Consider the following 19420-nt stretch of genomic DNA (forward strand, 5'->3'; position numbering starts at 1 on the left):
ACTTCACGGAAAGGCATCAGCCTTCGTCGCTGCCGTCGTCGCCTTCACCGGCATCCGGGCCGCCATTCTGCAGGAAGCGGTCGGCGATCAGACCGGCATTCTGGCGCAATGCCAGTTCGATCTCATTTGCCGTTTCCGGATTGTCACGCAGGAAGGTCTTGGCGTTTTCACGCCCCTGCCCCAGACGCTGGCTGTTATAGGAGAACCATGCACCGGATTTTTCGACGATACCGGCCTTTACGCCGAGGTCGACGAGTTCACCGGTCTTGGAAACACCCTCGCCATACATGATGTCGAATTCCACCTGCTTGAAGGGCGGAGCCATCTTGTTCTTGACGACCTTGACGCGGGTCTGGTTGCCGACAACCTCTTCGCGCTCCTTGACGGCGCCGATACGGCGGATGTCGAGGCGAACGGACGCATAGAACTTGAGAGCGTTACCGCCTGTCGTCGTTTCCGGCGAACCGAACATGACGCCGATCTTCATGCGGATCTGGTTGATGAAGATGACCATGCATTTCGACTTGGAGATCGAAGCGGTCAGCTTGCGCAGCGCCTGGCTCATCAGGCGGGCCTGAAGACCCGGCAGGCTGTCGCCCATCTCACCTTCGATTTCCGCCCGCGGCGTCAGCGCCGCAACGGAGTCGACCACCAGGACATCAACCGCACCGGAACGCACCAGCGTATCGGTGATCTCAAGCGCCTGCTCGCCCGTATCCGGCTGCGAGATAAGAAGGCCCTGCAAATCCACGCCAAGCTTGCGGGCATAGACCGGATCGAGCGCATGCTCGGCATCCACGAAGGCGCAGATGCCGCCCTTTTTCTGGGCTTCCGCAATCGTCTGCAGCGCCAGCGTCGTCTTACCCGAGCTTTCCGGGCCATAAATTTCAACGATGCGCCCCTTCGGCAAACCGCCGATGCCGAGCGCGATATCCAGGCTGAGAGAACCCGTCGAAACAGTCTCCACCTCAACCACATTTTCATTGGAACCGAGCTTCATAATCGATCCCTTGCCGAACGACCGTTCGATCTGGGAGAGCGCCGCTTCCAGTGCCTTGCTTTTATCCACCGATTTATCCTCTACGAGACGCAAAGAATTTTGTGCCATCCGAACCACCTTTAGGTTATTGAAGCCGCACAGGCAATGAAGCAGTATGGAAACGGTATGTACTCTATTTGTTCTCATTTCGCAAGGCTGAGCCAGCATATTGAAAACAAATAGCGATAAGTAGTTTGTTCTGCTTTCGTTTTTCCGTGCCCGGCCCATCGCCGCAAACCGGATGCGAGGTCAGGAAGACGTCAGTTTAGGCCGAATCGTCCGGTCTTTCCATCCGCCAAAGAGGGAAACGCAAGCGTGAAGAAAATACTCGTTCTGGGCGGCGCGCATATTGACCGGCGCGGCATGATCGAGACTGAGACGGCGCCCGGCGCGAGCAACCCCGGCTCCTGGATGGAAGAGGCGGGCGGCGGCGGTTTCAACGCCGCGCGCAATCTCTCCCGCCTCGGTTTTCAGGTCCGCATCATTGCTCCGCGCGGCGGTGACGTGACAGGCGAAGCGGTGGCGGAGGCTGCGAAGCAGGCGGGTGTTGAAGACACGCCCTTCACCTTCCTCGACCGCCGCACGCCGAGCTACACCGCCATTCTGGAGCGTGACGGCAACCTCGTCATCGCGCTTGCGGATATGGACCTCTACAAGCTCTTCACCCCGCGCCGCCTGAAGATACGCGCCGTGCGCGAAGCCATTACCGCCAGCGATATTCTGCTTTGCGACGCCAATCTGCCGGATGATACGCTGACGGCGCTCGGCCTCGTTGCCCGCGCCTGCGAAAAACCGCTGGCGGCCATTGCCATATCGCCCGCCAAGGCGGTGAAGCTGAAAGCGGCGCTCGGCGATATCGACATCCTCTTCATGAACGAGGCGGAAGCCCGCGCGCTGACCGGCGAGACGGCCGCCAATGTCCGGGACTGGCCGGATATTCTGCGCAAGGCCGGGCTTTGCGGCGGCGTCGTTACGCGCGGCGCAAGCGAAGTCGTTGCCTTCAATGGAACGGAAAAAGCAATCCTCCACCCGCCTCTCATCCGCGAGGTGAAGGATGTCACCGGTGCGGGCGACGCCATGGCCTCTGGTTATCTCGCCGCCATCGCCGAGGGAAAGACGATTGCGGAGGCCTTGCGACAGGGGGCGGCCGCGGCGGCCATCACCGTGCAGTCCCCCTTCGCCACCTCGCATGAACTATCAAAAGACAGTGTCGAAGCCATGTTGGGGCTTGTTCCCCAGGCTGAAATGCTGGCATGAACCCGCTTTTGAAAACTGGAACAGATGCCATGACCCGCCCCATCTCCCCGCTCCTGCCCATCGTCTATTCTCAGGAAGTCGCCGCAGCCAAGCAGCGCGGCGCGCCGATCGTGGCGCTTGAATCGACCATCATCACCCATGGCATGCCCTATCCCGGCAACATCGAGATGGCCGAAAGCGTCGAACAGATCATCCGCGATCAGGGTGCGGTTCCGGCCACCATCGCCGTCATTCACGGCACGCTGCATATCGGTCTTGAGAAGGACCAGCTTGAGGCGCTTGCCCAGACAACCGACGCCATGAAGGTCTCGCGCGCCGATATCGCCTTTGCCATCGCCGAGCGCCGCACGGGCGCGACCACGGTTGCAGCCACCATGATCGCCGCCGCCCGCGCCGACATCCGCGTTTTTGCGACAGGCGGTATCGGCGGCGTGCACAAGGGCGCGGAAGAGACCTTCGACATCTCCGCCGATCTGACCGAGCTTGCCAAGACCGGCGTGATCGTCGTCTGCGCCGGCGCGAAAGCCATTCTCGATATTCCGAAGACGCTGGAGGTTCTCGAAACCAACGGCGTGCCTGTCGTCACCTTCGGGTCGGAAGAATTCCCGGCCTTCTGGTCCCGCTCTTCCGGCCTGTCGAGCCCGCTTTCGCTCAATAGCCCGGCGGCGATTGCCAATTTCCAGGCAACCCGCGAACAGCTGGGCATCGACGGCGGCATGCTGGTGGCCAATCCCGTGCCGGAAGCAGACGAAATTCCGCGCGAGGAGATGGAAATCTACATCAACCGCGCCATCTCGCACGCCGAGCGCGACGAAGTCACCGGCAAGGAAGTCACCCCCTACCTGCTCGGCGATATTTTCCGCCTCACAGATGGCCGCAGCCTGGAGACCAATATTGCGCTGGTGCGCAACAATGCGCAGCTTGCTGCTGAGATCGCCGTGGCGCTGAACTGAAGAAAAAATCGTCTTCTCAGTCATCCTCAGGCTTGATCCGAGGATCCACGATGCGCTCGCAGGAATGGATCCTCGCCTCAAGGGCGAGGATGACGGTGTGAAAGCAGAAGGCCTCGCAACCAACAAAAAAGGCCCGGAAAGCTTGCGCTTTCCGGGCCTTTTTCTTTTCAGTTCCTGAACCTGATCAGTTCTGGGCGACCGGCTTCACCAGCGGCGTCACGCGGCGGATGGTGACGCGGCGGTTCTGCTGTTCCGGGCCAAGTGTCTGAACCTTCAGGTAACGCTCGCCATAGCCTTGAGTCGCGAGGTTTTCCGGCGGAATACCGTAAACATCGGTCAGCACATTGGCGACGGAAGCGGCGCGCTCGTCCGAGAGAACGAGGTTGCTTTCATCCGAACCGACGGCATCGGTATGGCCTTCGATCAGGAAGGTTTCCCCCGGGTTCTTGTTGAGCGCCTTGTTGATGGCATCAGCCACCTTGCGCAGGGAGCGTGCCTGCGCCATCGGAATTTCCGCGCTGCCTGTGGCGAAGGTAATCGTATCGAGGTCGATACGGCGCACCTTGTCGCGGATACGGGCCGAATAACGCACTTCATCCAGCGAATAGACCCGCTCCACCGGTTCGACGGGCGGCTGTTCCAGGAAGCGATAATAATCGCGGTCCGGATCGCTCGACGTGTCGATGATGTAATCGGTCACGGGAATGCGCAGGCGCATCGGTGGCAGGTCGAGGCCGGGATCGCGATAGACATAATCACGGTCCGGATCTTCCATCAGCTCCGGTGCATAGAACAGCACATATTCGCGGCCGCGATCGTCGATGCGCGAGCGCTGGATCACGTCGCCATAACGGTTGCGGATCGTAACCACCTGCGTTCCATCGCGGCGCTCCACGGTTTCGCGGACACGGCCGCCGCCCAAGCGCTCGTAGTAGGGCTCACCACCATCGCGGATGAAGCGCTGGTTATCATCGCCGCGCACCACGACACGGTCGCCGAATTGCAGGATGATCGGCGCATCGCCGTCACGATCCCGATCGCGCGGGCGGCCTTCGCGCGGCTGCCATTCGCGCACACCTTCCGGCCGCTCATATTGCGGACGACGATCGACACGTTCGCCCTGCTGGGAGGTGATCGCCTCCATCTTGACGGGCGGTGGCGGAGCCTTGCCTTCGGCGGCGCCGGCGCGCTGCGCTTCGGCGTCCGATGTCGGAACCTTCACGTCGCCGGCCTGCTCGCGTTCACGACGGCGCTCCTCGCGGGTCTGGCGGTTGCCGGAGCGTTCCACTTCCTTGTCGCTGTCGAGAACGGCGGCACCCTTGTCGACCGGCAGAATGACGGTATCGGCGGTCTTGGACGGGTCCTTGGCAATGGCCTTGGCCTTGTCCAGCTCTTCCTTCGTCATCGGCGGCGCTTCCGTCTGCGGAACAGCGACCTGATTGGGCACGGGTTCGCCGGCCGGCGCCTGTCCGGTCGTCGTACCGCTCGGCGGCGGAGGCGTCGGCGCGCCTGGCAGCGGGGCTGCAGGTTCAGTTCTACCCTGGCCCTCTACCGGCGGCTGTTCGGAAGGCTGACGACCCGGTGCGGGATTGGGCTGGGCCTCGGGCGCCGGCGGACGTGCGGGCGTCGGGGCTTCGGTTGGAACCGGTGCTTCCTTCACTGCCGGCTCCGGGGCGGCAGGCTTTTTCTCCGGAACGGCTTTTTCAGCCGGTTCGGCTTTCTGTTCCGGGGCCTTTTCCTCTACCTGCGGCTTTTTGGAAGGCGCCGGCTCGCGAGGCTTGGTCGGCTGCTCGGCATTTTCAGGGCGTGCTGCGGGCTCCTGTTCGGCTGCGGGTTCTTTCGCGCGCTCCTTACGGGGACGCTGCTGCTCACCCTCACCTGCGGGCTGCTCGGCCCGTTCGGGCTTGCGCGGACGTTCCTTCGGCTGCTCCTCGGCAGGTGCGGCTTCGGGTGCCGCCTCGCGCTGGCGTGCCGGGCGCTGTTCGCCCTCGCCCTGCGGCTCCTGTGCGCGTTCTGGTTTGCGGGGACGCTCCTGCGGCTGTTCGGCCGGCGCGGGCTCCGGGCGGGCCTCGCGCTGCTGCTGCGGTTCCCGCTGGGGTTCGGGCTGCGGCTCACGCTGGGGTTCCCTCTGGGGCTCCCTCTGCGGTTCTGGGCGTGGCTCGGCGGGCGCGGCTTCGCGTTTGGACTCCGGCTCACGCGGCGGTTCCGGTGCGCGCTCCTGGCGTTGCGGCTCGGCCTGCGGCTGCGCCTCTTCGGCCTGCTTGCGCCGCTTGCGCAGTTCCTCTTCCGGGTTCGGCTCTTCCGGCTGCGCCTGCGCCAGAATCACCTGACCGGTCGTCGCCTGTCCGGGAAGCGCCTGCGCCCGCGCGGCACCGGCAAAACCGGCCGCGGCCGGCTCCACCGCAATCGCCAGCGACATGAGGGGGAAAACCACCCCCGTCAGCAATGTGTTCTTCTTCAGCATCGGTGTTTCCTCATCTGCCATTATTGGTCGCCAGTCTTGCGACATCGTGATTCCGGCTGCGCGTGCAGGCGCTGGTCAACGCCCGGCACACACTTCGGTTCCCATGATGAACAAAGCGTTCTGTACCGGAAATGAACAGATCAAGGCCTTTTCGTGGAGGCTCTGCGGCACAAACGCGATGGCTAATATTGCAGTTGCATTTTTTGACCAACCGGATGAATAATTGCATCCGCGCTGAAGGCCACAGGCGGTATCCTCCGTCCTGCCGCGCCCAGCGCCCATGGCGTCCGCACTGAAAACAACAACAGACTGCGGATGAACGACCAAAAGAGAGGATCGAAATGCCTATTTCCACCCGTCTGCTCGCAGCCGTATCGATTGCCGCCATCTCGCTGTTGTCGGGCGCAGCCCTCGCGCAGGACAAGATCGTCATCGGCACCGAAGGCGCCTATCCGCCCTTCAACAATCTCGAAGCCGACGGCACGCTGACCGGCTTCGACATCGACATCGCCAAGGCGCTGTGCGAACAAATGAAGGCCGAGTGCACCTTCGTCACCAATGACTGGGACGGCATCATCCCCGCCCTGCAGGCCAAGAAGTTCGACGCCATCATCGCGTCCATGTCGATCACGCCGGAACGTCTCCAGAAGGTCGACTTCTCCAAGAAATATTACAACACCCCGCCGGCTATCGCCGTACCGAAGGATTCGCCGATCAAGTCCCTCGATGATCTCAAGGGCAAGTCGCTCGGCGCGCAGGGTTCCACCACCCACTCCAACTATGCCGAAAAGCATTTCCCGGATGCCGACGTGAAGATGTATCCGACCGCCGACGAATATAAGCTCGACATCGCCAATGGCCGCATCGACGCCGTCATCGACGACATCGTCGTGCTTTCGGAATGGCTGAAGACGGATGCCGGCGCCTGCTGCAAGATCCTGACGCCGCTCAAGGTCGACGTCGAGATCAACGGCAATGGCGCGGGCGTTGCCGTGCGCAAGGGTGACACGGCGCTCGCCGACAAGTTCACCGCCGCCATCGCCGGCATCCGCGCCAGCGGCAAGTATCAGGAGATCAACAAAAAATACTTCGATTTCGACGTTTACGGCGAGTAAGCCTGTTCGATCTGTTGAAATCTCGTGGCGGAAGGCTTGCCCTTCCGCCATTTTTGTTTGAAAACGTCACGATAACAATCACGGCGGCTTAAGACCGCAGGGGAAAACTGGCATGAGCGGAGCATTTTCCGCCATAGGTGCGTTCTGGACCTATGTCTCGACACTTCTCGATCCCTTCTGCGGGCCGGTCGGTCTCTTCTCGCTTTTCGGAAACGGCACCCTGGTCGCCTGCGGCGATGCTGGCTGGGGCGATGAGATCGCTTTCGGCGTCAAGGTCACGATCTCGCTGGCGCTTGCCACCCTGCCCGTCGGACTGCTGATCGGTTTTCTCATCGCGCTCGCTGCACAATCGGAAGAAAAATCGCTGCGGCTGGCGACCGGTATCTACACCACCATCTTCCGCGGTCTGCCGGAACTCCTGACGCTCTTCATCGTCTATTACGGCATCCAGATGCTGCTGCAATCGGTGGCCGGTTATATCGGCATCACCGGCCCGGTCGAGATCAACGCTTTCGTGGCGGGCATGGTGGCGCTGTCGGTGGTGTTCTCGTCCTATGCTTCCGAAGTGTTGCTCTCCGCCTTCAAGGCCATACCCAGGGGGCAATATGAGGCAGGTGCCGCACTTGGTCTTTCCCGCGGCCGCACCATGGTGCTCATCATCATTCCGCAACTCGTCCGCATCGCCCTGCCCGGCATGACCAATCTCTGGGTCATTCTGCTGAAAGACACGTCCTACGTCTCGATCATCGGCCTTGCCGATATCATCCGCCAGACCGGCATCGCCGCCCGCGTCAGCAAGGAAGCCTTCTTCTTTTACAGCATCGCCTGCCTGCTCTATCTCATTCTCGCGCTGCTTTCGTCCATCGGCATCGGTTTCATCGATCGCTGGTCGCGCAAGTCGGAGGTAAGCCGATGAGCCATGTTCAGGAACTCATTCCCGCGCGCCCTGCCCCGGCGGTAGCGGACAAGCCGCTCAATATTTCCCGCATCGTCGGCATCGCCGTCATCACGCTCTGGCTGCTGCTCGCCGCCGGGCTGATCTTCGCCATGATCGAAGGCTGGGACTGGGATAAATTCGGGCGTTACGGGCCGCGTTACATCGATGGTCTCATCACCACCATCACGCTGGTCGGCAGCTCGATCATTCTCGGCGCCATTCTTTCCGTGCCGATCGCCTTCGGCCGCATGTCGGAAAACCGCGTCATCGGCGCACTCGCCTATGCCTATGTCTATGTCTTTCGCAGCACACCGCTTCTGGCGCAGCTTTTCCTGATCTATTACGGCCTCGGCAGCTTCCGCCAGGGGCTGGAGACCGTCGGCCTGTGGTGGTTCTTCCGCGAGGCCTGGTATTGCGGCCTCCTGTCGCTCACTCTCAACACCGCCGCCTATCAGGCCGAAATCCTGCGCGGCGCGATCCGCAGCGTGCCGCGCGGCCAGCACGAGGGGGCCGCCTCGCTCGGCCTGTCGAAACTCATCACCTTCCGCAAGGTCATCCTGCCGCAGGCGCTCATCGTGGCGCTGCGTCCCTATGGCAACGAGATCATCCTGATGATCAAGGGTTCGGCGGTGGTCTCCATCGTCACGGTCTTCGACCTGATGGGGCAGACGCGTTACGCCTTTTCCCGCACCTTCGATTATCAGGCCTATCTCTGGGCGGCGATCTTCTACCTGACGATCGTCGAAACGCTGAGACATGTCTGGGCATGGCTGGAGGCCCGCCTGACGCGCCATCTCAAGCGCTAAGCGGAAAAGTTGGCAGCACTCATCAAGGAAGGCTGCTAACATTTTGAAAAATATAACTATTTTATGACAATCCATGTCCCTGGCAAGCTTGGATTAACCATGTCGTGTTCCCATATTCGATACAGCGGCAATGCTGTGATCGGCAATCATGGAAACGGGAACCGCCGTCATGAACAAGGACATGGAAATGATGCTGAGAGGCTACGGCCTCACCACCGCCCAGATTTTTTATCGCCTGCCGGACCATCCGCTGGTTCTCCAGACCTATGTCTGGCAGGACTATGATCTGGCCCCTGATTTCCCCGAAATGCACGGGTTCCTCAAATTCTGGCAGGAAAAGCTCGACGGGCCTTTGCACTCCGTCCGCTACGTGCACCGGCAGGTGATCTCGGCGCAGGAGTGGCGCGCGCTCAAAGGGGAGTTCATCCTCCACTGAGCCATCGCGCCACATAAACATTGCGCCCGTCCCCGATGCGGCTTACAGCAAACTTCAACTGAAGACGCTGACGGATAAGGCACGATGACGAAGAACCAGAAAATCGACGAAGAGGCGCTTGCCGAGGCCTATAACCGCGCACTCGCGCTTGAAAAATCAGGCGATGTGGATGCGGCCGTGAAGGCCTATGAGGAAGTTCTCGCCATCGATCCGGACGATCACGGCGGCGCGGCCGTTCGCATCGCCGCCATGGGCCGGGGCGAACAGCCATCGAAAGCACCTGATGCCTATGTCGAAACCCTGTTCGACCAGCATGCCGAAGCTTTCGAGGATATTCTTGTCGAGCAGCTCGGTTACGCCGTGCCGATGATGGTGCGCCAGCGGCTGCAGACGCTGAACCTCGGCCCCTTCAAGCGCCTGCTCGATCTCGGCTGCGGCACCGGCCTCACCGGCGAAGCGCTGCGCGATATGGCCGACGATATCACCGGCATTGATATTTCCGAAAACATGGTCGAGATCGCCCATGAGAAGGACCTTTACGAGACGCTCTATGTCGCCGAAGCAGAGGATTTTCTCGAGGATAATGACGACGAGCCCTTCGACATCATCACCGCCACCGACGTGCTGCCCTATCTCGGCGCGCTGGAGCCACTGTTTTTCGGCGCTGCCGAAAACCTCAATGCCGGCGGCCTGCTGATCTTCTCGTCGGAAACTCTGCCCGAAGCGACGCTCGCCGGACGCCCCTATATGGTCGGCCCGCACCAGCGTTTCGCCCATGCGGAAACTTATGTCCGCGAAAGACTGGCCGCGACCGGTTTCGAGGTTCTCGAAGTGACCGACATCAACGTGCGCATGCAGGACGGCAATCCGACGCCCGGTCATCTGGTGATTGCGAAGCTCAAGGGCTGATGCGACATCGGAGGCTTATGCCCCCGACATCTCGGCACCTTTCTTCTCCCCGGCGGGGAGAAGAAACAAGCAGCACGCGCTCGCCCTATATATGGCGAACACGGCTCCTGCCTGAATCAAGCTCTCAGCAACATCCGCCAGCGGGTTGAAGAGACTCAATTTTCCCGCCCTCTCAACTCGCCTTCGGACGCCAGACGATATCCGCCACCTTGAGTTTCTTCGGCACGATCTTCAGATCATAGAATTCGTCTGCAAGTGCCTGCTGATAGGCAATGGCTTCATCCGGAACCAGCGAGACCCGTCCGAGATCGGCTCCCGGCCGTGTCAGCGAGACCTTGGTGACATCCTCGGGAACGCCGGTGATCGACGCCAGCGATTTTGCCGTTGCATCGATATTGGCCTGCGCCTTCGCACCCACATTCGCCAGTTCCTTGAGGATCAGCGGCACGAGATCGGGATTGGTCTCGACGAAATCGCCGTTGGCGAGGAAGTAGCTCCACGGATCGACGATGCCTTCGGCGGTCGAGAGAACCCGTGTTGTCGGCTCTTTTTCCGCCACCGCGAAATAGGGATCCCAGATCGACCAGGCGTCGATGCTGCCGCTGCGGAAGGCGGCGGCCGCATCCGGCGGCGCAAGATCGACTGGGGTAATGTCGTTCAAGGTCAATCCGGCCTTTCGCAGCGCCTTGACCGTGACGTTGTGGGCGCTGGAGCCGCGCTTGAAGGCAACCTTCTTGCCTTTCAGGTCTTCGAGCGCCTTCAGCGGCGAATCCTTCTGCACGAGGATAGCCGATCCGCCGGCCGCCGCCTTGTAGGTGCCGACGTAACGCAGATTGCCGCCGGCGGCCTGCGCGAAAAGCGGCGGCACATCGCCAGTCGGGCCGATATCCAGCGCGCCTGCGCCAAGCGCTTCGAGAAGCGGCGGCCCGGAGGAGAATTCCGACCATTTGACCTCGATGCCGCGATCTTTCAGCAGCGCTTCGAGCGCGCCCTGGCTTTTCGCAAGCGCTATCACGCCATTCTTCTGCCAACCAATCCGCAATGTGGTGGTTGCGGCGCTTGCCCGCCGGATATGCGGCAGAAACGCCGCCCCGGTCGCACCTGCAATCAGTCCCAATGTTCCGCGTCGTGTGAGCATATGGATATCCCTCGCTATTCCATCCTTCGACAGTAAAAGCGTAGATATTCGAGAGATTTTATCAAAATCCCAGTTTGCGCGTAGACAGTGCCGAGAGAATTGAATGTGCGAATTTGCCGTTATGGGCGGAATAAGATTGTCGTGGCCGGGCGGCCGCTATCGGATGGCCCTTCCGGCAGGATCAACCCCTGGCAGGGCAGGAAAGGCAACCCGCCAATAAAAATGCCCTCCCCGGCAGCCGGAAAGGGCATTGATCAAAAACCCAGCCAGCGGCGGATCACTCCTCGCCGGATTTCGGATTATCCAGCAGCATGTAATCGAGCGGCAGTTCGGTCGTATATTTGATCTGCTCCATCGCAAACGCGGAGGACACGTCGCGAATTTCGATCTTGGCGATCATGCGCTTGTAGAAAGCGTCATAGGCGGCAATGTCAGGCACGACGACGCGCAGCAGATAATCGACGTCACCGCTCATGCGGTAAAATTCGACGACTTCCGGAAACTCGGAAACCACCTCGGAGAAACGCTTCAGCCATTCGATGGAATGGGAGGCGGTGCGGATGGAGACGAAAACCGTGACCTTGGTGTTGACCTTGACCGGATCGAGCAGCGCCACGCGCCGGCGGATGACGCCGTCTTCTTCCATCTTCTGGATACGCCGCCAACAGGGCGTCGTGGAAAGGCCGACCTTTTTCGCCAGATCGGCAACGGCCAGCGTGGAATCCTCTTGCAGAATGCGCAAAATCTTACGGTCTAGGCGATCCAATGCGTCTTTCCTCCTGAATTAATTTCCTTTCAATACACTAATTTTCGCAGAAAAACAGAAAATTGTTTCACTAAAGCCGCATTTCCACATGTTGTCGCAGAACCGGTAGCAGTTCCTCCGCGAACCATGGGTTCTTTTTCAGCCAGCCGGTGTTGCGCCAGCTCGGATGCGGCAGGGGGAAAATGGCGGGACCGGAATTGGCATGAAGATAGCTGCGCCAGTTTTGCACCGTTTCAGTCATGGTTTTGCGCCGCTTCCCACCCAGGTGAAAGGCCTGCGCATATTGGCCAATGGCGAGGATCAGCTCCACCTGCGGCATGGCCATTATTACCCGCTCACGCCATTGCGGCGCACATTCGCGCCGGGGCGGCAGGTCGCCGCCCTTGTCGTCATAACCGGGAAAACAGAAGCCCATGGGCACGATGGCGAAACGATCCGGGTCGTAGAAAGTCTGCCGATCGACATCAAGCCACTGGCGCAGCCTGTCACCCGAGGCATCGTTGAAGGGCAACCCCGTTTCGTGCACACGAAGCCCCGGCGCCTGCCCGGCAATCAGGATACGCGCCTTGGTCGACATGACGACCACCGGCCGGGGTTCGTGCGGCAGGCGATCAGCCATTCCGTTGATCGGCATATCGCGACAGAGACGACAGCGGGCGATTTCGCCGCGCAACCCGTCCAGCCCATCATCACGCACCAGCGCTAGCTCAACCATGGTCCCATCCCAGAAGATGGCGGATAATGGTGAGGAAACCCGCCGGCGGCGTTTCCAGATCCGCGGCACGGTGTTCCCGCCGCCATTGCGATGGTTTCTCGAATTCTCCCGCCCAGATGCCGCGCGCCTCCCTGCGCGCCGCCGACTGCTCGCTTGAGAACTGGAAATAACCTGATGCGACCGCAAAACCCGCCGACACCATTTCCGATGAGACATCCCTGCCGTCTGCGGAACAATAGACGAGCAGCCGCCCGTAACGGTCTCTGGAACTGCCGGAACAGGAAAAATCCGCCGGCTGGGCCAGCCGTTGCAGGACACGGCGCGCCTCCTCGCCGCACGGCCAGCTTTCGCTGCCGCGCAGACATGTCTGCGCAAGCTCCGGCGCATCGATACCGAGCAGCCGGAAACGTTCCTCACCCTTTGACAGCGTATCGCCATCGATCACGAAGAAGCGGCCGCTATAGGTTTCGCTGTTGATCTGATCGAGCTTGGCCGCGATCAGAATACCGAGAAAAACCGTGGCGAGAAAAAGCCCGCCATCGCGAAATGCCGAAAAACGCCTGCTTTTGCCTCCATTTCGTCTCATGTAACAACAAACCCTTGTCAGAAATGGCAAACAAATCCTTTAACGGCAGCATCTTCTTAAGATTTTGCGCGTAGTCTGCAAGGGTTCATGTCACCCGCGTTGTAACAATGAGTAAAAGCGTCAGCACGTCCACCGACAAGATCATCGTCGACCGGTCGAAAAAGCATCGCAACAAGGCGGTCTTCGACACGGTGAAGACGACACGTGAACGCCTGCAACAGGGTGCTGGCGGAACCGAAGCCTATGAACGCGAAATGCTGACCATGCACATCGCCGAAACCCTTCAGGGCGCGATGTTCATGCCGCTTTTCATCGTGCTCGCCTCCGTCATCGGTCTTTATATCACCCGCGACATCGGGCTGATCATCTGGTCGCTGATTGCGCTCAGCTTCCACGCCATCGCTCTGGTGCTGGCCAAGAAAGCGGCGAAACAGGAGATCACCGCCGAAAACCTCCAGCACTGGAAAAATCTGTTCCTCGGCATGCAGATCCTCATCGGCTGCGCATGGGCCATGTTCGCACTGGCCGAACCGGTGCGCAACGACCCGACGCTTGTTCTCTTCTTCAAGGGCGCAACGCTGCTGATCGCGCTTTCGCTGACCGCCATGGCCAATTTCATGCTGCGGCGGGCGACTTTCATGACATTCCTGCCGGTTATGGCGGCGCTGTGCGTCACCTCGGCCATCTCTCGTGATCCATTCGATGTCGGCCTTGCATTGATGTTCGGCATGGCGATCCTCTTTTGTCATCGCATCACCAGCCGGCTCTACCAGACCAGCGTCAAGCTCCTGTCGTCCCAGACGGAAAAGGACGACCTTATCGCCGAGCTCGAAGTCGCCAACTCGGTTTCGGATGAGGCGCGACGCCGCGCCGAAGAGGCCAATCTGGCCAAATCACGTTTTCTCGCTTCCATGTCGCATGAGCTGCGCACCCCGCTCAACGCCATTCTCGGCTTCTCCGAGGTCATGGCGTCAGAAGTGCTCGGCCCGCTCAACAACCCGCTCTACAAGGAATATTCCGGCGATATCCACCGCTCCGGCCAGCACCTGCTCGATCTCATCAACGAAATCCTCGACCTCTCGCGCATCGAGGCCGGCCGCTATGACCTCAACGAAGAAGCGATCTCGATGCTGGAAATCGCCGAGGATTGCATCGGCATGATCCAGCTTCGCGCCCGCGCCAAGAATATCAGGATTTCCCAGCAGTTCGAAAACAGCCTGCCGCAGGTCTGGGCCGATGAAAAATCCATTCGCCAGGTCATCCTCAACCTGCTTTCCAACGCCGTGAAATTCACGCCGCAGGGCGGCGAAATCCTCGTGAAAGCCGGCTGGACCGCGGGCGGCGGCCAATATGTGTCGATCAGGGATAATGGCCCCGGCATACCCGAAGATGAAATTCCCGTGGTGCTGTCGGCCTTCGGTCAGGGCTCGATCGCGATCAAGAGCGCCGAACAGGGAACCGGTCTTGGCCTGCCCATCGTTCAGGCCATTCTCGCCAAGCATGACGGCCAGTTCATCCTGAAATCGAAACTGCGCGAGGGCACCGAAGGCATCGCCATCCTGCCGGCAAAACGCGTGCTGCAGAGCCTGCCGGCCGTGGAGGAAACCCACGCCATCCAGCCGCGCCGGCGGTCCTTCGCCTGAAAACCCTGAGCATTAGCCAAAAAAGCGGAGGCGCTCCGCTTAGAGGAACAGCGTCGTCACCAGCGAATACAGCACGAAAAATCCGTTCGCCATCAACAGGCAGAAGACGGCAAAGGAACCGAGGTCCTTGGCATGCCGCCCGACCGAGGAGATTTCCGGCGAAATGCGATCCACCAACTCTTCGATGGCGGTATTCAGCGCCTCCACCGAGAAAAGAAGCAGCATCAGCACCGTAAAGACGAGAAGATGCGCAAACGGCGCGCCCACGACCAGAAGCAGGGCGAGCCCGACGCCGAAGGCAAGAACCTCATGCCGGAACGCTGCTTCCTGCCACAGCCGGCCAAGCCCCTGCACGGAATAGCGGGCGGCGGCCAAAAGATGCCGCCAGCCTTTTTCCTTGCGAAAGACGGGTTCCGGTTGCTTCTTTTGCGGCGTCACGTCCATCTTCAGCCTCAATGATCGGTGCGGGAACTGATGCGGGTGTCCACACCCGCCGCTTCGAACGTCGCCATGCCGGAATGGCAGGCGGCAGCGGCCTTGACGATGCCGGCGGCAAGTGCTGCCCCCGTCCCTTCGCCAAGCCGCATGCCAAGCGCCAGCAGCGGCGTCTTGCCGAGCTTTTCAATGGCGGCCAGATGACCGGGCTCGGCCGAGACATGGCCGATCAGGCAATGATCGAGCGCCGAAGGATTGGCGGCCTTGAGAAGAGCGGCAGCGGCCGTCGCCACATAACCGTCAATCAGCACGGGAATACGCTGCACGCGGGCGGCGAGGATGGCGCCGGCAATCGCCGCGATCTCGCGTCCGCCAAGACGGCGCATGATTTCCAGCGGATCGGACAGGTGGTCCTTGTGGAATTCCACGGCAGCTTTCACCGCCGCGATCTTGCGGGCCATGACCTCACCTTCCGAGCCGGTGCCCGGACCGGTCCACTCTTCTGCCGTGCCGCCATAAAGCGCGAGATTGATCGCCGCCGCAATGGTGGTGTTGCCGATGCCCATTTCGCCGACGCAGAGAAGATCGGTGCCGCCGGCAATCGCCTCCATACCGAAGGCCATGGTCGCGGCGCAGTCGCGCTCCGAGAGCGCAGGTTCGCAGGTAATGTCGCCGGTCGGGTAATCGAGCGCCAGATCGAAGATTTTCAGGCCAAGATCATTGGCGACACAGATCTGGTTGATCGCCGCACCGCCTGCCGCGAAATTTTCCACCATCTGCTGGGTCACGGATGTCGGATAAGGCGTAACGCCGTGCCGGGTAACACCGTGATTGCCGGCGAAGATCGCCACCAGCGGACGGGTGACGGCCGGAGAACGGCCGGACCAGGCAGCCAGCCACATGGCGATTTCTTCGAGACGTCCGAGCGAACCGGCAGGCTTGGTCAGCTGCGCATTGCGCTCCTTGGCCGCCACAAGCGCGTGCGTGTCCGGGCCGGGAAGCTCGCGCAGCAGCGCGCGGAAATCGTCGAAGGGCAATCCGCTCATGCTCATGATATCTGTCTTTCTCGTCGTCGGGTTGGCTGTCGCATCGGCTCATGCGTCCGGAACTTGTGTTTTCCGGCAAATCGGTCTTTGTTGCGCCTCTCATAATCGCGGATGCGCCGCGGAACAACCGGAAATGCAGCAACTGCAACGGAGAGAGCATGAAGGCCGGGGATTTTATAACAGATGTCATGCATTCCCTCGCCTTTCTGAGCCGCCTGCCCGTTCCCTCGCGTTTTTTTGATGATGCCGACAGTGTGTCGATGCGCCGCACTGCCCGCGCCTTTCCCGCCGCCGGTCTGCTGATCGCCCTGCCCGCCGCTTTCCTCGTTGTGGTTTTTGCGGCCTTCGACGCCTCTCCCCAGCTCACCGGCTGGCTTGTCATCGGCTTGACGGCGCTCGTGACAGGGGCGCTGCACGAAGACGGCCTGGCCGACATGGCCGACGGTTTCGGCAGCGGCAAGGACAAGGCGCGAATGCTTGAGATCATGAAGGACAGCCGCATCGGCAGCTATGGCGCCATCGCCATGATCCTGTCCTTTGCGCTTCGCGCCACCGCGCTCGCCTCGCTCATTGAGACGCTGCCGGCAAAAACCGCCGCCGCCGCCCTGATCGCTGTGCTTGTCATGAGCCGCGCCCTGATGGTTTGGCACTGGCAGTCCCTGCCCGCCGCCAAAACCTCCGGCATCGCCGCCAGCGCCGGTCAGCCGGGCACAAGCGAGCGCAACATCGCGCTTGTGATCGGGTTGCTGCTTTTCATACTATTTACGCTGCACGCCCTGCCGCTCCTGTCGATTGCCCTTGTGCTGGCGGCAGCCTTTCTGGCGGCCATGCTTTTCGGCAGGCTCTGCGACAGGAAGATCGGCGGCCATACCGGCGACACCATCGGCGCCTGCCAGCAGATCACGGAGATCGTGATTCTTGTCGCCCTTGCCCTTGCAGCATGACGGCCTGATATAAATCATCATGGAAACACCCTGCATCCACATCTGTCGCCTCGATGAAACCAGCAGCCTCTGCATCGGCTGTGGGCGAATGCTGGATGAAATTGGCGGCTGGGCAGGGTATAGCGACGAGAAGCGCCGCGAGATCATGCGGTTGCTGCCGCAAAGACTGGCAAACCTGCCCAAGACCGCCAAGGAGACGCATACCGCATGAACAGGCTGACCATCGTTCTCCTTCTGCTGGCCGTCGGCCTTGGCCTGCTGCTCATCAATCATGACGGTGGGCGAACGCTCGGCATCGATAATGATCAATTCGCCCATGTTCTCTATCTTCTGCCCATTGCCGCTCTCCTGTCCGCCGGCATATTGGCCGGAAGCCGCGGCAGTTTCGGCACCGTCATCCGCCAGCTCGCCGTCTGGCTGGTCATCATTCTCGGCCTCGTCTCGCTTTATCTCTATCGCTACGATCTGCAATCCTTCGGCGATCGACTGCTGGGCGGCCTGATACCCGGCCGCGCCGTGGTGGTCACCACATCGGGCGGCGAGCAGGAAATCGTGCTGCATAAATCGATGAGCGGCCATTTCGAGGCGAATGTCGGTCTCGAAGGCAAGACGATCCACATGCTGGTCGATACCGGCGCAAGCTCGGTGGTGCTCGCCAATGCAGATGCCGCCGCAATCGGCATCGACACCACAAACCTCCGCTATACCGTACCGGTCATGACTGCGAATGGCCGCACGGCGGCAGCTCCCGTCACCCTGTCGGAAATCAGCATTGGCCCGATCGTGCGGCGCAACATCCCGGCCCTCGTCGCCCAGGATGGCCAATTGGGCCAGAGCCTGCTCGGCATGAGCTTCCTGTCGACGCTCGGTTCGCTGCAGATGCAGACCGATGAACTGCGGCTGCGCGACCGGTAACCCCCTGCCCTTTGCGGTTCATTCTGCGGTTTTCCCGAGCCATTGGCCCCGGAAAGGAAATACCCCAATGCGACCGCAACGGGGATATTCTTTTCGCGCATAGGGGCAATGGGCGGGCCATTGCCCCTTGATTACTTCCCATTTGATAATTTATGTTGGCCTTGTTCTCAGGGCGGGGTGCAATTCCCCACCGGCGGTATCGGGATTTTTCCCGGAGCCCGCGAGCGCTTCCGGTCTCCAAAGCCGGAAGGTCAGCAGATCCGGTGAGAGGCCGGAGCCGACGGTATAGTCCGGATGGAAGAGGACAAGGCATAGGACGCTGGCGCGTGAGCTGGCTTCGCATTGCATTGTTCGCCCAAGGGATATTTGGCGCTTCTCGAAGCGCGAAAATGCCGCAAAACGGCATAACCCTTGAAAGGCTTGAAAGAAAATGACCATTGCTAGAATTGAAGACGCCATCGAAGCCATTTCCCGTGGCGAGATGGTGATTGTCGTTGACGACGAAGACCGCGAAAACGAAGGCGATGTCATCGCCGCCTCCGACAGCATTACCCCGCAGCAGATCGCCTTCATGATGAACCATGCGCGCGGGCTGATTTGCGTCGCCATGCCGGGCGAGCGACTGGATGCCCTCGACATTCCCTTGATGGTGTCGCGCAATACCGAATCCCTCAAGACAGCGTTCACCGTCTCGGTGGACTATATTCCGGGCACCACGACAGGCATTTCCGCCGCCGACCGGGCAAAGACCGTACGCGCGCTGGTATCGGAGGATTCACGCCCCGAAGACTTCGCCCGCCCCGGCCATATCTTCCCGCTGCGCGCCAACCCGCAAGGCGTTCTCGGCCGCACCGGCCATACCGAAGCGGCCGTCGATCTTTGCCGTCTTGCGGGCAAATTCCCCTGCGGCACCATCTGCGAAGTCGCCAATGACGACGGCACCATGGCCCGCCTGCCCCAGCTCGAAGTCTTTGCCGAACGCCACGGCCTGCTCGTCGTGACGATCAAGGATCTCGTTTCTTACCTCAAGGGCGAGGTTGTCGAGGACGTAGTGCAGAAGCAGGTCGCCTGATCTGCGCTTCTTTGTTGTGAATACGAAAACGCCCGGTGCAAACCGGGCGTTAAATTTTAAAAAACGATCACGGGCTTTGGTCCGCCTGTGCGCTGTAGAAACAGGTCGTGCTAAGCTTCCGGCCGGAGGGGAGTTGCCGACTGCTTATTGGAGGCTTTCGACCCCGTTAAAAAACGTGGCACATGGGCTGTTGCGAACTTGAGAGTGGTGACGCGGCTTCGACGGCGATCCCGGTTAGGAAAAT

The 19420-nt window shown here is 60.7% G+C and carries 20 protein-coding genes and 1 riboswitch; of the genes, 12 read left to right on the forward strand and 8 right to left on the reverse strand.

Annotated elements, in window-relative coordinates:
- Positions 1 to 16 precede the first annotated feature (16 nt).
- Positions 17 to 1108, reverse strand: a complete 1092-nt coding sequence (gene recA, locus QRN60_RS09025; protein ID WP_020012874.1) for a recombinase RecA — start codon at positions 1106 to 1108, stop codon at positions 17 to 19.
- 246 nt (positions 1109 to 1354) lie between these two features.
- Between recA and QRN60_RS09030 the strand changes: the two genes are divergently transcribed.
- Both QRN60_RS09030 and QRN60_RS09035 read left to right on the forward strand, forming a co-directional pair.
- Complete coding sequence (locus QRN60_RS09030; protein WP_003507876.1) at positions 1355 to 2296, forward strand: carbohydrate kinase family protein; 942 nt, start codon at positions 1355 to 1357, stop codon at positions 2294 to 2296.
- Positions 2297 to 2325: 29 nt separating this feature from the next.
- Positions 2326 to 3249, forward strand: coding sequence for a pseudouridine-5'-phosphate glycosidase (locus QRN60_RS09035; protein ID WP_060723296.1), 924 nt, complete (start codon positions 2326 to 2328; stop codon positions 3247 to 3249).
- A gap of 184 nt (positions 3250 to 3433) precedes the next feature.
- Here the strand turns inward: QRN60_RS09035 and QRN60_RS09040 are convergent, their stop codons facing one another.
- Positions 3434 to 5713 (reverse strand): OmpA family protein, encoded by a 2280-nt coding sequence (locus QRN60_RS09040; RefSeq protein WP_129565008.1) that lies wholly within the window; start codon positions 5711 to 5713, stop codon positions 3434 to 3436.
- 341 nt (positions 5714 to 6054) lie between these two features.
- Between QRN60_RS09040 and QRN60_RS09045 the strand changes: the two genes are divergently transcribed.
- The 5 genes from QRN60_RS09045 (at position 6055) to QRN60_RS09065 (ending at position 9916) form a co-directional block, all read left to right on the forward strand.
- The gene (locus QRN60_RS09045; protein WP_003507867.1) at positions 6055 to 6828 is read left to right on the forward strand and encodes an ABC transporter substrate-binding protein; all 774 of its coding nucleotides are present in this window, start codon (positions 6055 to 6057) and stop codon (positions 6826 to 6828) included.
- Between the two features lie 112 nt (positions 6829 to 6940).
- The gene (locus QRN60_RS09050; RefSeq protein WP_003507866.1) at positions 6941 to 7744 is read left to right on the forward strand and encodes an ABC transporter permease; all 804 of its coding nucleotides are present in this window, start codon (positions 6941 to 6943) and stop codon (positions 7742 to 7744) included.
- Entirely contained in the window at positions 7741 to 8571 is an 831-nt protein-coding gene (locus QRN60_RS09055; protein WP_003507864.1) for an ABC transporter permease, read from the forward strand. Before QRN60_RS09050 ends, QRN60_RS09055 begins: the two co-directional genes overlap by 4 nt.
- A gap of 169 nt (positions 8572 to 8740) precedes the next feature.
- On the forward strand, positions 8741 to 9007 hold the full coding sequence (locus QRN60_RS09060) for an usg protein (protein ID WP_060723297.1): 267 nt from the start codon (positions 8741 to 8743) through the stop codon (positions 9005 to 9007).
- Positions 9008 to 9091: 84 nt separating this feature from the next.
- Positions 9092 to 9916, forward strand: coding sequence for a class I SAM-dependent methyltransferase (locus QRN60_RS09065; protein WP_060723280.1), 825 nt, complete (start codon positions 9092 to 9094; stop codon positions 9914 to 9916).
- A 172-nt stretch (positions 9917 to 10088) separates the two neighbouring features.
- Here QRN60_RS09065 and QRN60_RS09070 read toward each other — a convergent pair whose 3' ends face one another.
- The 4 genes from QRN60_RS09070 to QRN60_RS09085 all read right to left on the reverse strand — a co-directional run bounded on the left by QRN60_RS09070 (position 10089) and on the right by QRN60_RS09085 (position 13121).
- Positions 10089 to 11054 carry an aliphatic sulfonate ABC transporter substrate-binding protein gene (locus QRN60_RS09070; protein WP_111781116.1) on the reverse strand — a complete coding sequence of 322 codons (966 nt, stop codon included), beginning with the start codon at positions 11052 to 11054 and terminating at the stop codon, positions 10089 to 10091.
- A gap of 277 nt (positions 11055 to 11331) precedes the next feature.
- Positions 11332 to 11820, reverse strand: a complete 489-nt coding sequence (locus QRN60_RS09075) for an Lrp/AsnC family transcriptional regulator (protein WP_003507846.1) — start codon at positions 11818 to 11820, stop codon at positions 11332 to 11334.
- Positions 11821 to 11890: 70 nt separating this feature from the next.
- Positions 11891 to 12535, reverse strand: a complete 645-nt coding sequence (locus tag QRN60_RS09080; protein ID WP_165000595.1) for a uracil-DNA glycosylase family protein — start codon at positions 12533 to 12535, stop codon at positions 11891 to 11893.
- Positions 12528 to 13121, reverse strand: a complete 594-nt coding sequence (locus QRN60_RS09085) for a thermonuclease family protein (RefSeq protein WP_003507843.1) — start codon at positions 13119 to 13121, stop codon at positions 12528 to 12530. The genes QRN60_RS09080 and QRN60_RS09085 overlap by 8 nt, the downstream gene beginning before the upstream one ends.
- A gap of 107 nt (positions 13122 to 13228) precedes the next feature.
- Here QRN60_RS09085 and pdhS2 point away from each other — a divergent pair, with 107 nt between their 5' ends.
- The gene (gene pdhS2, locus QRN60_RS09090; protein ID WP_080866256.1) at positions 13229 to 14764 is read left to right on the forward strand and encodes a two-component system sensor histidine kinase PdhS2; all 1536 of its coding nucleotides are present in this window, start codon (positions 13229 to 13231) and stop codon (positions 14762 to 14764) included.
- Between the two features lie 39 nt (positions 14765 to 14803).
- On the opposite strand, the gene QRN60_RS09095 is transcribed toward pdhS2, so the two are convergent.
- Positions 14804 to 15208 (reverse strand): diacylglycerol kinase, encoded by a 405-nt coding sequence (locus QRN60_RS09095; protein WP_003507839.1) that lies wholly within the window; start codon positions 15206 to 15208, stop codon positions 14804 to 14806.
- Between the two features lie 8 nt (positions 15209 to 15216).
- Positions 15217 to 16251, reverse strand: coding sequence for a nicotinate-nucleotide--dimethylbenzimidazole phosphoribosyltransferase (gene cobT / locus QRN60_RS09100; RefSeq protein ID WP_129565009.1), 1035 nt, complete (start codon positions 16249 to 16251; stop codon positions 15217 to 15219).
- Between the two features lie 152 nt (positions 16252 to 16403).
- On the opposite strand from cobT, the gene QRN60_RS09105 reads away from it, so the two are divergent.
- The 4 genes from QRN60_RS09105 to ribB all read left to right on the forward strand — a co-directional run bounded on the left by QRN60_RS09105 (position 16404) and on the right by ribB (position 19176).
- On the forward strand, positions 16404 to 17189 hold the full coding sequence (locus tag QRN60_RS09105) for an adenosylcobinamide-GDP ribazoletransferase (protein WP_129565010.1): 786 nt from the start codon (positions 16404 to 16406) through the stop codon (positions 17187 to 17189).
- 19 nt (positions 17190 to 17208) lie between these two features.
- Positions 17209 to 17400, forward strand: a complete 192-nt coding sequence (locus QRN60_RS09110; protein ID WP_003507833.1) for a DUF1289 domain-containing protein — start codon at positions 17209 to 17211, stop codon at positions 17398 to 17400.
- Entirely contained in the window at positions 17397 to 18104 is a 708-nt protein-coding gene (locus QRN60_RS09115; protein ID WP_060726348.1) for a TIGR02281 family clan AA aspartic protease, read from the forward strand. The genes QRN60_RS09110 and QRN60_RS09115 overlap by 4 nt, the downstream gene beginning before the upstream one ends.
- A gap of 159 nt (positions 18105 to 18263) precedes the next feature.
- Positions 18264 to 18414, forward strand: a riboswitch (FMN riboswitch).
- 120 nt (positions 18415 to 18534) lie between these two features.
- Positions 18535 to 19176, forward strand: a complete 642-nt coding sequence (gene ribB, locus QRN60_RS09120) for a 3,4-dihydroxy-2-butanone-4-phosphate synthase (protein WP_060726349.1) — start codon at positions 18535 to 18537, stop codon at positions 19174 to 19176.
- Positions 19177 to 19420 lie beyond the last annotated feature (244 nt).

This window comes from Agrobacterium sp. CFBP2214, assembly GCF_030209895.1.
Classification (GTDB): domain Bacteria; phylum Pseudomonadota; class Alphaproteobacteria; order Rhizobiales; family Rhizobiaceae; genus Agrobacterium; species Agrobacterium radiobacter.